Annotated in this window: 13 protein-coding genes; all 13 read left to right on the forward strand. The window is 49.3% G+C overall.

Features of this window, described 5'->3' with window-relative positions; genetic code table 11:
• Window positions 1-23: 23 nt before the first annotated feature.
• The 13 genes from DWZ45_RS03695 (at window position 24) to DWZ45_RS03755 (ending at window position 14,206) form a co-directional block, all read left to right on the forward strand.
• The gene (locus tag DWZ45_RS03695; RefSeq protein WP_022359519.1) at window positions 24-419 is read left to right on the forward strand and encodes a methylglyoxal synthase; all 396 of its coding nucleotides are present in this window, start codon (window positions 24-26) and stop codon (window positions 417-419) included.
• Entirely contained in the window at window positions 416-1,393 is a 978-nt protein-coding gene (locus DWZ45_RS03700; protein WP_182426624.1) for a serine hydrolase, read from the forward strand. Before DWZ45_RS03695 ends, DWZ45_RS03700 begins: the two co-directional genes overlap by 4 nt.
• An 87-nt stretch (window positions 1,394-1,480) precedes the next feature.
• Entirely contained in the window at window positions 1,481-1,900 is a 420-nt protein-coding gene (locus tag DWZ45_RS03705) for a hypothetical protein (RefSeq protein WP_022359521.1), read from the forward strand.
• Window positions 1,901-2,310: 410 nt separating this feature from the next.
• Window positions 2,311-3,552, forward strand: coding sequence for an aminopeptidase P N-terminal domain-containing protein (locus DWZ45_RS03710; RefSeq protein ID WP_118467662.1), 1,242 nt, complete (start codon window positions 2,311-2,313; stop codon window positions 3,550-3,552).
• Between the two features lie 2 nt (window positions 3,553-3,554).
• Window positions 3,555-4,616, forward strand: coding sequence for a Xaa-Pro peptidase family protein (locus DWZ45_RS03715; RefSeq protein WP_118467664.1), 1,062 nt, complete (start codon window positions 3,555-3,557; stop codon window positions 4,614-4,616).
• A 24-nt stretch (window positions 4,617-4,640) separates the two neighbouring features.
• Window positions 4,641-6,302, forward strand: a complete 1,662-nt coding sequence (locus tag DWZ45_RS03720) for a peptide ABC transporter substrate-binding protein (RefSeq protein WP_118467666.1) — start codon at window positions 4,641-4,643, stop codon at window positions 6,300-6,302.
• A gap of 185 nt (window positions 6,303-6,487) precedes the next feature.
• Window positions 6,488-7,408: an ABC transporter permease gene (locus DWZ45_RS03725; protein ID WP_117795360.1), complete on the forward strand. Its 921-nt coding sequence runs from the start codon at window positions 6,488-6,490 to the stop codon at window positions 7,406-7,408.
• An 8-nt stretch (window positions 7,409-7,416) separates the two neighbouring features.
• Window positions 7,417-8,427 (forward strand): ABC transporter permease, encoded by a 1,011-nt coding sequence (locus DWZ45_RS03730; RefSeq protein ID WP_227589504.1) that lies wholly within the window; start codon window positions 7,417-7,419, stop codon window positions 8,425-8,427.
• Window positions 8,428-8,440: 13 nt separating this feature from the next.
• On the forward strand, window positions 8,441-9,532 hold the full coding sequence (locus DWZ45_RS03735; protein WP_022358656.1) for an ABC transporter ATP-binding protein: 1,092 nt from the start codon (window positions 8,441-8,443) through the stop codon (window positions 9,530-9,532).
• Window positions 9,516-10,490: an oligopeptide/dipeptide ABC transporter ATP-binding protein gene (locus DWZ45_RS03740; RefSeq protein WP_106999857.1), complete on the forward strand. Its 975-nt coding sequence runs from the start codon at window positions 9,516-9,518 to the stop codon at window positions 10,488-10,490. Before DWZ45_RS03735 ends, DWZ45_RS03740 begins: the two co-directional genes overlap by 17 nt.
• 332 nt (window positions 10,491-10,822) lie before the next feature.
• On the forward strand, window positions 10,823-12,004 hold the full coding sequence (locus DWZ45_RS03745; protein ID WP_117795364.1) for a MalY/PatB family protein: 1,182 nt from the start codon (window positions 10,823-10,825) through the stop codon (window positions 12,002-12,004).
• 45 nt (window positions 12,005-12,049) lie between these two features.
• Window positions 12,050-12,613: a cupin domain-containing protein gene (locus tag DWZ45_RS03750; RefSeq protein WP_106999859.1), complete on the forward strand. Its 564-nt coding sequence runs from the start codon at window positions 12,050-12,052 to the stop codon at window positions 12,611-12,613.
• 189 nt (window positions 12,614-12,802) lie between these two features.
• Entirely contained in the window at window positions 12,803-14,206 is a 1,404-nt protein-coding gene (locus DWZ45_RS03755; protein ID WP_106999860.1) for an HlyD family efflux transporter periplasmic adaptor subunit, read from the forward strand.
• Window positions 14,207-14,245: the final 39 nt, after the last annotated feature.

The raw sequence follows: 14,245 nt of genomic DNA on the forward strand, positions 1-14,245 counted from the left end.
AATCATTAAGGAGGCAGGTATAGATGTATATCGGGTTAATCGCACATGATGCGAAGAAAAAACTGATGCAGAACTTCTGTATCGCATATCGCGGCATCCTGAGCAAGCATGAACTCTATGCGACAGGAACGACAGGCCGCCTGATTGAGGAGGTTACAAATCTGACCCTCCATAAATATCTGCCGGGTCATCTGGGAGGTTCCCAGCAGCTCGGCGCACAGATCGAACACAATCAGATCGATCTGCTGATTTTCCTGCGCGATCCGTTGGCGCCGAAGCCGCATGAGCCAGATGTTAATGATGTTGTCCGCCTCTGTGATATTCACAATATCCCGATGGCGACAAACCTGGCGACGGCAGAGCTTCTCGTTAAGGCGCTTGACCGCGGCGATATGGAATGGCGGGAGATGTACAAATGAGAAAACAGACAATCGGACTTGCGGGCGCACTGATGCTTTGCGGTATCAGCATGCTGATCGGCTGTGGTGCCCGCGGTCTGGAACAGGCATATTCATTTCAAGAACGGGAAGCGCAGATGACGCCAGCGGCAGGTGCCGGGCTGGCGCCCTTTTTTGCCTCTTCTCTCTGCGTACCGGAATCTGCAGACGGCGATATTGCTCCAGATGATGCGGTGACGGCGCAGGCGGGCGCATTGTTTGATGTGACCGACTCCAGCGTTATATATGGTAAGAACATCTATGACCAGATGTACCCGGCGAGCATCACGAAGGTAATGACGGCGATCATCGCGATCGAGGAAGGCAATCTTTCCGATGCGGTGACGGCAAATGATGACGTCGTGATCCGCGAGGCAGGCGCTTCGATGGCAGGCATCAAGCCGGGCGATACCTTTACGCTGGAGCAGCTCTTATACGGACTGATGATTCCGTCCGGCAACGATGCAGCCAATGCGATTGCGGATCATATCGCCGGAAGCACGGATGCGTTTGTGGAGAAGATGAATGCGAAAGCGAAGGAACTCGGTGCGACCCACACGCATTTTGTCAATGCAAATGGTCTGCACAGCACCGACCACTATACAACGGCATATGATCTCTACCTGATTTTCAACGAGGCGCTTAAACTGCCGCTGTTTTGTGAGATCATCAACGCGCAGTCTTATACAGCTGATTATACCGATGCAAATGGAGCCGCAAAACAGCAGGTCTGGAAGGTTGGCAACTGGTATCTGAAGGGAGACCGCGAGGCACCGAAGGGAGTGACTGTCTTAGGCGGCAAAACCGGCACTACACAGGCGGCTGGCTACTGCCTGATCATGGCGAGCGATGGGGACGATGGCAAGGAATATATATCGATTGTGCTAAAATCTGCAAATCGTCCGTCACTTTATGACAATATGACGGAAATTTTGACTAAAATTTCAAATAAGTGATTGCAATATTTATAAATTTATACTATAATTATTTATACAATAAAAGATTTTACATACAACTTAAATAAACTCAAGGAGGAGATTGTTATGGTTCAGATCATCGCAGGAGCAAAGGGAAAAGGAAAAACTAAATATTTACTCGATATGGCGAACACGGCTGTCAAAGAAGCCAAGGGATCCGTTGTCTATCTGGATAAGAGTTCCAAACATATGTATGAGTTGAATAACCAGATTCGCCTTATCAATGTACAGGAATATCCGATTGATACCAGCGATGGATTTATCGGATTTATTTGTGGTATTATCTGCCAGGATCACGATCTGGAGCAGATGTATCTTGACAGCTTCCTGAAACTTGCCTGCCTCGAGGGAGCGGATATTGAAGAGACCTACAAGACGCTGGAGACCATCAGTGAGAAATATCATGTAAAATTCGTTTTAAGCATATCCATGAATGCAGCCGATCTTCCAGAGTGCGCGAAAGAAAGTGTTGTAGTATCTTTATAAGAGATTCAAAATGAACGAAACCGCAGCTGTCAGCGCAGGGCGGAGACAGGAGACTGTCCGATTCATCTGAAAAAGGAGAATTGGATGGTCTCTTTTTTTTCCTAATTTTCTAGTTTGGGCTCAAAACCATCTTTCCACATTTTCATTGAAATGCTTCTTTTGCAGGTACCACCTTTGGAAAAAATAGATATGCTTTTACATTCTTTTCAAAATTGAAAGGATTTCCTATCATATATATGAAATTTTGCATTAAATGAAAAAATTACAAAATATACTGAAAAATAATTGTAAAATTTTGATTTATACGGTATAATGACACGTGTCGGGAGACAAAAGATTACGATACATCTATTTGTGAGATAGATACAAAAGTATACGGAAATCATTTAAAAGACAGGAAGGAAAATACTATGAATGCAGAATTTTACCAAGGGAACCGACAGCGGCTGTATGACAGCCTTCCGGATCACACCCTGCTTCTCCTGTTTTCCGGTTCTTCCATCCGAAAGACAGCCGATGAAAATTATCCGTTTTATGCCGATCGGAGTTTTCTCTATCTGACCGGCATTGGGCAGGAACACACAGTCCTGATGGCAGAGAAAGACGGAGAAGAGGTACAGGAAACACTTTACATACTTCCGCCGGATATGCTGGCCGAGCGGTGGACCGGGAAACGGTTCACACCGGAGGAGGCCAGGGCGCGATCCGGGGCCGCGCAGATCGCATCAAGCGGCGAGTGGGAAAACCGTCTGAAACTTCTGATGCGGAGCGGACGGTTTGAGCGGATTGCGATGGATCTGTATCGGCACGATCCGGAGGATGCAGATACCGAGAGTATCCGGATGGCACGGAAACTTAGAAAGTGGTACCCGGCAGCCACACTCACGGATATTTCCCGTCAGATACGCCGCCAGCGCACCATCAAGCAGCCGTGTGAGATCGAGGCGATGCGGGAGGCAGTCAAGATTACAAGGGACGGCATTCTGGCGATGATGAAGGCATCAAAGCCGGGAATGTACGAATACCAGTATAAAGCCGAATTCGACTACGCACTGGCGCAGCACGGATGCCTTGCACCGGCATTTCCGAGTATCATTTCCGCGGGAGCCAATAATTTCTGTATTCACTATTATGAGTACACAGGGCAGGCGAAGGACGGCGATATGATTCTCAACGACGTAGGCGCCCAGTACGACCACCTCTTCAATGATGTATCGCGCGGCTGGCCGTGCAACGGAAAGTTTTCCGAACGGCAGCGACTTCTTTACACATGTGCATACCGGACTTCGCAGCATATGTTCTCCATCATTCGGCCGGGGATGAAGATGGCAGACGTGGACCGGCTGGCGAGGGAATACAATTTCGAACAGCTCAAAGCCATCGGCTTATGTGACCGGTATGAGGACGTCGGCAGATATATCTGGCACGGCGGCGCCCACCATGTTGGCTGGGACACACACGATCTGGTTGATGTGGATATTGTAGAGCCGGGTATGGTTTTCTGCGTGGATATCGGCATCTACTGCGAGGAATGGGGCATCGGCTTCCGCCTCGAGGATAACTGCCTGGTAACGGAGGATAGCTGTGAGAATCTGACAGCATCCATCCCCAGAACGATAGAGGAAATAGAATCAGTGATGGGAGGAGAGTAAGAATGGAACAGTTACTTGCGTATATGCAGAAAGAGCACCTGGATGGCATGTTCATCAGCCGTCCGGTCAATGTAAAGTATGTCAGCCATTATACCGGCGAAGATTCCTGGCTTTTTATCACGGAGCAGGAAAAATTCTTTCTGACAGATCCGCGCTACACCGAGCAGGTTTCCTATGAGTGCCCGGATTACACGATTTTGAACTGGAGAGACACCTACGGTTCCATCGGAAAGGCACTTGCCTACGCGGCGGAAAAGGTTGGGGCAAAGACGATCGGCTTTGAAGCAGCCCACCTGACCGTTGAACAGTACCAGAACCTCCAGTCGGAGGTAAAAGCAGAGCTGGTACCGGCGGACGGCATCATCGAGGAGTTTCGCTCCATCAAGAAGCCGGAAGAGATTGAGTGCCTGCGTATCTCCTGTGACATTGCTTCAAGGGCATATGAGAAGATTCAGAAGGATATCCGGGTCGGCATTACCGAGAAAGAGCTGGCGGCGCGTTTAAGCCTTTATATGGTTCTGGAGGGCGCGGATACACAGCCATACGGCAATATCCTCATCTCCGGTGCGAGAACATCCCTGCTTCATGGAATTCCGTCCCAGAAGGCGATTGAATACGGCGATCTGGTCCTGATGGATTATGGATGCCAGTATCATGGTTATTTATCTGATATGACGCGTACCCTGGTAGTCGGACGCGCAACGCCGAAGCAGAAGGAAGTATACAAGATTGAGCAGCAGATGGTCGCTGCGGTGGAAGGATTCTTAAAAGATGGGGTTTCGGCATCGGATGCATATTATGAATCCACGAAGATCATCGAGGGGACCGAGTATTTTCCGTATCACTACACAGGAATCGGACACGGCGTCGGCATGTTTGTCCATGAGATTCCATTTATGAGCCCTGTTTCTAAAAATATCGTGCATGCCAATAACGTCATGACCGTGGAACCGGGTATCTACATTCCGGGATGGGGCGGCATCCGCATCGAGGATCAGCTTCTCATCACGGAGACAGGCAATGAAAACCTGATCAGCGCCACCAAGGAGCTGATTGAGCTTTAATAAAAGAGGACAAGGAGGAATATTATGAGAAAAAACAAACTACTTGCACTGGGATTAGCTGCACTGATGGCAGCGAGTGTAGCGGGCTGTTCCACTCCGAGCGCTTCGGTGGATGACACGAAGGCAGCCGAATCGGGAAGTGACAGCTCCCAGAGCGCAGCAGCGGGCGAAAAGATTTTCCGTTATTCCAACACGGCGGATATCGCGACGATTGACCCTGATAAGACAAACTCCGTAGCAGATGCGACCGTCTCCTATCATATCTATGATGGTCTGTACCGTAACGTACAGGGCGAGCTTCAGCCGGCAACCGCTGAGAGCTATGAAGTCAGCGATGATGGTCTCGTATATACTTTCAAACTCCGTCAAGATACAAAGTGGAGTGATGGACAGACTGTTACGGCTAAGGATTATGAGTACGGTATGAAGCGTCTCTGCGATCCGGCAGCAGCCTGCCCTGCCAGCTATCTGGGTGCTGTTTTAAAGAACGGCGCCAAGGTCAGTGGTGGTGAACTCTCAGTCGATGAGCTGGGCGTTAAGGCACTGGATGACTTCACACTGGAGATAACCCTTGAGAATCCGGCTGATTATTTCGTCAGCATGACGAGTATGAGTGCATTCATGCCGGTGCGTGAAGATCTGGTTGAGAAATATGGCAACGAGTTCGGCGGAAGCGCAGACAAACAGGTTTACAATGGACCGTTCGTTGTAACGGAGTATGCGAACGGCAAAGTAGAATTGGCAAAGAACCCGGATTATTATGACAATGAAAAGATCAGCCTGGACGGCGTTGAGATTCTGACCGTAGCCGATCAGACTACCGCTGTTTCGATGTTCGATGCAGGCGAGCTGGATCTGGCAGAGGTTCCGACCGAGCTGGCAGCGCAGTATGAAGGCAAGACACAGTCCTACTACAGTGGTGCAGATGATTATGCGGCACTGAACCACCGGAATAAATATCTGGCAAACAAGAACCTGCGTCTGGCGATGAACTATGCAGTCAACCGTGAAGAATACATTCTTCTGACCCACAATGGTTTATATCAGGCTAACCAGAGATACGTGCTTCCGCAGGTTCGCGGTGTGGACGGCGAGTACGGCACCGAGTATCCGTTAGAGGCATTCCCGCTTCAGGGTGATCTGGATAAGGCAAAAGAGTATCTGGATACGGCATTATCTGAATTAGGTCTTTCCAGTGCTTCTGATATTTCCCTGAAACTGGTTGTATCCGATTCTGACACAGCGAAGAAAGAGGCAGAGGTTGTTGCAAACCAGTGGAAGAACAACCTGGGTATCAATGTAGATATCAACATGGTTCCGTACGCAACGAGAAACGCACTTCTGGTTCCGGACAGTGATGAGTACGATATCATCATGAGTGGCTGGGCACCGGATTACTCTGACCCGTACAGCTACCTGGAGCTCTGGTACAGCACCTCCGGCTACAACTACTTAAATTACCATAGTGATGAATACGATAAGTACATCGACGCTTCCAAGACAACTTCCGGTAAAGAGCGTATGGATAACCTGTTCAATGCAGAGAAGACACTCCTGGAAGACGGCGCACTGGTACCGCTTCAGTTAAGAGAAGTTCCGTATATGGTATCTGACCGTGTACAGAATCTGGGCGCATACTTTGTTGGACTGAACTATGACTATATATATGTGGACATCACAAACTAATCCATCCAAAACGTATTGAAAAACGTTAGAAGATGATTGAAGTACCTGCGCTTCAGAATCCGGCGGAAACCGGATTTCTGAAGCGCAGTACATATCCGGTGGCTGCTTGGCGGATGAATGAGCCGTAACCGGCGGCCGGAACAACCGGATTTGGGATGTTCCCGTAGTTAAAGGAGCGTGAACCTATGAAAAAATATATACTGAAGCGGGTGGGAATATCCATTGTGACTGTGTTTGTTCTCGTATCCGTTGTATTTTTCCTGGCAAGGCTGATGCCGGGCGGACCGTTCAATGATCCGAAAATGTCAGCAACCGCAAAGGCCAATTTAAGTGCCTACTACGGATTCGATAAACCTTTACTCCAGCAGTATCTGACATATCTGAATAATCTGATTCATGGAAATTTCGGTTTTTCTACCAAATATCCGAGCCGTACCGTCAATGACCTGTTAGCAGGCGCATTTCCGTATTCGGCAGACCTTGGTATCCGCGCATTATGTTTTGCGATTTCCTTTGGTCTTGTATTTGGTATTATTTCTGCATTAAACCGTGGCAATAAAATTGATTTAATCTTTGTGATTGTAGCTGTATTTGGTACAAGTGTCCCGGACTTTATCATGGGCGCGCTGCTGCAGCATTTCTTTGCAGTCAAATGGGGGCTGTTCCCGATCGCGCAGTACAAGGGCTTCGCCTACACGATCCTGCCGTCGATCGGACTGGGATTCTACACGATGGCATCCGTCTCGCGTATCATGCGTGCGAGTATGCTGGAGGTAGTCCAGCAGGATTACATCAAGACGGCGCGCTCGAAGGGCATTTCCAAGTTCCGTGTGACCTGGAAGCATCAGATCCGGAACGCGATCATGCCGGTTGTTACGATCCTCGGTCCGACGGTAGCAGCCGTTCTGACCGGTACATTTGTTATCGAGTCCCTGTTTGCTATCCCCGGCATGGGTAAATATTATGTTGAGAGTGTGCAGAACAACGATTACTCCCTGATCCTTGGCATGACGGCGTTTTACGGCACATTTCTGGTATTCTGCAACATGGTAGTTGATATTCTGTATGGCGTGATCGATCCGAGAGTGCGGATCGGCGGAAAGTAGGTGGCAGTATGGGTGAGATGAAAATGAAAGATGGAAATGTGCTGCCTTCTGAGAATTCCGGCGCAGCAGCAGGCACATCCGAAAACCTGACAGATGGACGCACGATTACCCGCGACAAGTTTGAGATGGTAGGTAAAAATATTGAAAAAATGGAATCGATCTCCCGACCAAGCCTGACCTTCTGGCAGGAGGCGTGGAGACGAATCCGGACAAATAAGGCGGCATATTTCAGTCTGATTCTGTTGATTGCATATGGACTGTTAGCGATCTTTGCACCGATGTTCAGCCACTACGGATTTGACCAGCAGGATGCCTACTCGATGAGCAAGGGGATTTCAGCAGCTCATTGGCTGGGAACCGACTCTCTGGGGCGTGACCTCTGGGTACGTGTTTGGATGGGCGCGCGTGTTTCTTTGACGATCGGTCTTCTGGCAGCCCTTTTAAATACTGTAATTGGTACAGTGCTGGGCGGTTTCTGCGGCTATTATGGCGGCAAGTTTGATATGATCGTCATGCGTATTATCGATGTTATTTATGGTATTCCATCTCTGATCGTCTGTATTTTGGTTATGGTAGTATTAGGTTCCGGCGTTAAAAGCTTAATCATTGCAATGGTTATTGTTGGATGGACGGGAACCTGCCGTTTTACCAGAGGCGAAGTATACCGCTTGAAAGAGCAGGATTTTGTACTGGCAGCCCGCGTCATGGGCGAGTCGGCGTTCACAATCATCGTGCGTGAGATCATCCCGAATATCATGGGTCTTCTGATCACAAACCTGACAATGGCAATCCCGAGCGCCATCTTCCAGGAGGCGTTCTTGAGTTATATCGGTCTCGGCATTTCCCCGCCGCAGGCAAGCTGGGGCGTTCTGGCAAAAGAGGGAACCCGTATGATGACGGCAGCGCCGCATATGCTGTACGTGCCGGCATTCTTTATCTGTACAACTGTACTGGCGCTCAACCAGCTTGGAAACGGTCTGCGGGATGCATTTGATCCGAGACTGAGAGGAACGGAATAGGAGGTAGGAGACAATGGCTAAAAATATATTGGAAATCAAGAATCTGACCTTCTCGTTCCATACATACGGCGGCGTGGTAAAATCCGTCCGGGATGTTAGTTTTAATGTACGCGAAGGCGAGATTCTTGGAATTGTAGGCGAGAGCGGATGCGGCAAGAGCGTTACCTCCCAGTGCATTTTAAAGCTCAACCCGGAGCCGCCGGGATTTTTTGAGGGCGGTTCGATCAAGTATAAAGGCGAGGAGATCATCACCAAGACAGACCGAGAGATGCGGAAAATCCGCGGTGTGGAGATTGGATTTATCTTTCAGGATCCGATGACCTCGTTAAACCCGACCATGACGGTTGGAAAACAGATCGAGGAGGTTTTTGTCGGACGGAAGGGGATGACCCGGGCAGAAGTCAGGGAACGGGCGCTGGAGATCCTGCGTCTGGTCGGCATTAATGAGCCGGAGCGTCGTTATAAACAGTATCCGCATGAGTTGTCCGGCGGTATGAAGCAGCGTGTCATGATCGCGATCGCGCTGGTCGGCAAGCCGAGCATCATCATCGCGGATGAGCCGACGACCTCGCTGGACGTAACGATCGAGGCACAGATCCTGGATCTTCTGAAGGAACTGCGCGATAAGATGAACACCTCGATTATCCTGATTACCCACGATCTCGGAGTTATCGCCAAGATGTGCGACCGCGTGCTTGTTATGTATGGCGGCAAGGTGGCTGAAAAAGGAACGGTTGATGAGATCTTCTATGAGACGGCACATCCGTACACGGCAGGTCTCATCAAATCAATCGCTACGCTGGATACCTCCAAGAATCAGAAGCTGGTGCCGATCGATGGAACTCCGCCGGATCTGTTTGCACCGCCGAAAGGATGCCCGTTTGCAGCGCGCTGTGAGTTTGCGATGAAGGTCTGTTATGAAGAACAGCCGGAATTTCACAGGCTTTCAGACGAACATACCTGTGCGTGCTGGCTGCAGCATGAATATGCGCCGAAGGTGGATATCATGAAAGGGCTGACTGAGGCGCAGAAACAGGAAGAAGAGGAAAATGTTGCGGCTCTGCCGGAAGAGAAACGGAGGGGACACCATGGCAAAACGAATTGATAGGAGCACACCCCTGTTCCAGGTCACGGATCTCTGCCAGTATTTCAACGTCGGCAGGGGAAAAGTGCTGAAAGCAGTTGATCACGTGCATTTTACGATTTATAAAGGGGAAACGTTGGGACTGGTAGGTGAGAGCGGATGTGGCAAGTCCACGACGGGACGGTGCCTGGTAAAGCTCTATGAGCCGGCAGCAGGCACGATCACCTATAAAGGAAAAGATATTTTTAAATACACCCGTGAAGAGGAAAAAGCATTCCGCAAGAATGTGCAGATGATCTTCCAGAATCCACATTCCTCCCTGAACCCGCGTATGACGGTCAAGGATATCATCGGTTCCGGCATGAAACTGCATGGACTGGCGACGGACAAGGATGTGGATCAGAAGGTAGAGGCGATCCTGAAGCGCGTCGGTCTGAACCGCGACCATATGTCCCGTTTCCCGCATGAGTTTTCCGGCGGTCAGAAGCAGAGAATTGGTATTGCCAGGGCATTAGCGGTCGAACCGGAGTTTGTGATCTGCGACGAGCCAATCTCCGCACTGGATGTTTCAATCCAGGCGCAGGTTTTAAATATGTTAAAGGAACTGCAGGAAGAAATGGGACTGACCTATCTCTTCATCGCACATGACTTGAGCGTCGTCAAATACATTTCCGACCGTGTTATCGTTATGTATCTGGGAACGATGGTTGAATTTGCCGATTCCGAAGAGCTGTATGCACATCCGCTGCATCCGTACACGCAGGTGCTTCTGTCCTCGATTCCGGTTGCGGATCCGAGGCTGGTGCGTGAGAAGAAGCGTATCATGGTTAAGGGCGAGATTCCAAGCCCGATCAACCCGAAGGACTGCTGCCGTTTTGCCGAGAGATGTCCGTATGCGACGGAGGAGTGCAGGGCGAAGCTGCCGGAACTCCGGGAAGTGATGCCGGGGCATTTTGTGGCTTGTCATATGGTAAAGTAAATTAAATAGATTCGTGAAGGCGTCGAAGCTGACGGGGACAGGACAGCCTGGCTTCTCAGACTTATCATTGTTCGCTTGCTTTCGCTACAGATGCTCGCCTGATGCGGACTTACATCTGCCTCATTCGGACATCTGTGCTCAAAATGCGTACAATTTGACAAGCTGAAAGCCAGACCGCCCTGTCCTCGTCAGCTTCTTAGTTTTTTGGCTAATTGAGGGAGTAATTGTAGACATTGATCGCCGACTGGTGTAAAATATTAGTTAGAATTTTTTTAAAATTATGGCTGAATTTGGAAAATTTTAACGATATATAACAGAAAGGTGGATTTTCTATGCAGTACGATTTTGATACACCGATCGATCGGACCCATACTTGGTCGATCAAGCATGATTTTAAGAAAGAAAATGGGAAAGCGGATGATATTCTGCCGCTCTGGGTGGCGGATATGGATTTTCGATCGCCGGACAGCGTGGTTGAAGCGCTGAAAAAGGCAGTAGATCACGGGATTTTCGGTTACAGCCGGGCAGATGAGTCGTACTTTGATGCGGTGGCAGCGTGGTATCAGAAACGCCATCATCTGACTCTGCAGCCGGAGTGGATGACCTGCACGCCAGGTATTGTGTTTGCACTCTCGATCGCAGTGCGGGCTTTTACCCAGGAGGGCGATGCGGTGTTGATCCAGCCGCCGGTCTACCATCCATTCAGCCGGGCGATCCTCCGCAATAAGCGGACGCTGGTGGAGAATCCGCTGGTTTTAAAAGATGGACATTATGAGATGGATCTGGAAGAGTTGGAGCAGAAGGTGCTGGATGAGCATGTCAAACTGATGATTTTATGCAATCCGCACAATCCGGTTGGCCGTGTCTGGACGAGGGAAGAGCTGACCGCACTGGCTGACATCTGCCTGCGCCACCATGTATACGTGATCAGCGACGAGATCCATGGCGATTTTGTATGGCAGGGGCATGAGCAGACTCCGTATGCGTCGATTTCAGAGGAAGCATGCCTTCATTCGATGATGTGTACAGCGCCGAGCAAGACCTTCAATCTGGCTGGCATGGCGACATCAAACCTCTTTATCCCGGATCCGGAGATGCGGCGTAAATTCCGGTCGGAGCTGCTGGATGTTGGTCAGGAAAATATGAACCGTCTGGGATTGTTCGCCTGCCGTGCAGCGTATGAAGGCGGCGGGGAATGGCTGGATCAGCTTATCGGCTATCTGGCTGGCAATCTGGCACTGGTGCGCGATTTCTGTAAAAACCGTGTGCCGCAGATTCAACTGGTAGAACCGGAGGGAACGTATCTGGCATGGCTGGATTGCCGTGAACTGGGGATGACGGATGATGAATTGATGGCATTCTTCTCGAATGAAGCGAAGGTATGGCTGGATCCGGGCACGCATTCGGGTGAACAGGGATCTGGATTTATGCGCTTTAATCTGGGCAGTTCGCGCAGTGTGATTGCACAGGCGCTCGATCAGATCGAGGCGGCATGGAAAAAACGGAACGCATAATGAATAATAGCAGAACCGTAAAAATAAAACGTTCGGAGGGATTGCATGGAATTTGAAGAAGTGGAGAATATTGGACAGCGGATCAAGGAGATTCGCAAGAGTAAATCTATCACGATCCAGAAGCTGTCCCAGTTTACCGATCTGTCAGTGGGATATCTGAGCAATCTAGAGCGGAACCAGGCAAGCCCGACGCTGAACAATTTGCAGCGCATCTGCGTGGCGCTTGGTATTTCGATCCGGGATCTGCTCAGTCCTTCCGGCGAGGAGAGAACCCTGATCCGCCAGGAGGAGCAGCAGTTATATGAATATGATGAGTACAAGCTTCAAATCCGCCGTCTGGATTTTGGAAAGAAACGCGGTATTTATGAGTTTTCAACCTATGATCCAGAGACAAAAGATACACCGCCGTCCTGGGGGCTGCATCCATACGCGGAGGTCGGAGTCGTTCTGGAAGGCAAGATGGAGGTCAATCTGGATGGAACGGTTTATCTCTTAGGACCGGGCGATTCGATCTATATCAAGCCGAATCTCTATCACACGATGCGGAATGCGGGCGATACTCCCTGCCGCTCCTTCTGGCATTTGCAGATTATGGATGATTCTGTATAATTGACGGGATGAATTGATCTTGAAATTTGGACAATTCACTCGTATAATAAAGGCTGTACGTTGGGCTATACAGAATATTGCAAAAGTCCATGGCCGTAGACAAATTTGCGTGGATTTTTGTCTGGTAACTGTGAAACTGCAGAAACAGCTGCCAGAGAAGTACATCGGGAAAAGGGAGGATAGAGCTGCATGGCCAAAAACAAGAAAATTGTACGCTACAGAAAGCCATTGAATATCAATGTAGGCATGATCATTTTTGCCATGATTTTCGTCTATCTTTCTTTCAGTGTCTATACATATCTCAGGCGGGATCACGTCCAGTTTTATGAGGTCGTCGAGGGAAGTATTGTAAATAATAAAGAATACAACGGAATCCTGTTTCGGGATGAGACAGTGGAAAATGCACCGCAGACCGGGTACGTCAACTATTATGTGCGCGAGGGAAAGCGGGCAGGCGCTGGGGCGCGCGTCTATTCGCTAGATGAGACCGGCGAGCTGGGGAAATTTTTGGAAGAAAATCAGTCCTCTGGGGTGTCCCTGTCAGCAGAAAATCTGGCTGATTTGAAGAAACAACTCAGTTCGTTCTGTTTATCCTACAACGATCAGCGCTTTGAAAGCGTCTACGACGCCAAATATTCTTTGCAGGCTTCGGTTGCAGAGTATATGAATTTCAATGCGCTGGGCGATATGGATGCACAGCTTCAGGCACAGGGTATCAATTACAAACAGATATCGGCGCCCCAGCCGGGTATTATTTCCTATGTGACCGATTCTTTTGAGGGGGTCGCGCCGGAGGAGGTGACGGCGGATTCGTTTGACCGGAGTCAATATACGCGGCAGGTGGGACGAGCTGGGGAACTGATCGAGGCGGGCACGCCGGTGTACAAGATCATCACATCGGAGAACTGGAGTATCGTGTTTCAGATGGATGACAAGGATAAAGAGCAGTTTGCCGATCAAGATACACTGACGATCGAGCCGTTGGGAAGTGATATGAAATTCCGGGGAAATTATTCGATGTTTACCGGTTCCGATGGCAATCTGTATGGACGCCTGGATCTGGACCGTTACATGATCCAGTTTGAATCCGAGCGTTTTATGAACTTCGAGATCTCCAGCGAGGAAACGCAGGGACTTAAAATTCCGGTATCATCGGTGATGGAGAAGGAATTTTATACCATTCCAGTTGATTATATGACAACGGGCGGTAACGCTACTGAAGATGAGGCTGGCTTCAATAAAGAAGTTTACGGCGAAGGCGGAAAGGCGTCGATTGAATTTGTCACGCCGGAGATTTACAGCTCGACAGATGAGTATTATTATGTCGAGAAGAGCGACGATGGGCTGTTAAAGAGCGGCGATTATCTGGTGAAGCCGGATTCAAACGAGCGCTTCCAGGTAGGACCGACGGCAAAGCTGACAGGTGCTTACAATATTAATAAGGGATACGCGGTGTTCAAGCAGGTGAAAGAACTTGCAAATAGCGGTGAATATTACATTGTAGAAAAAGGAACCAAATATGGATTATCGGTTTATGACCATATCGTGTTGGATGCCAGCACCGTATCGGATGGCCAGATCGTATATCAGTAATGATATTTCCAAAATATAGAGATAAGGAAGGTGTATCAC

This window comes from Clostridium sp. AF32-7AC, assembly GCF_003477925.1.
GTDB lineage: Bacteria > Bacillota > Clostridia > Lachnospirales > Lachnospiraceae > Otoolea > Otoolea fessa.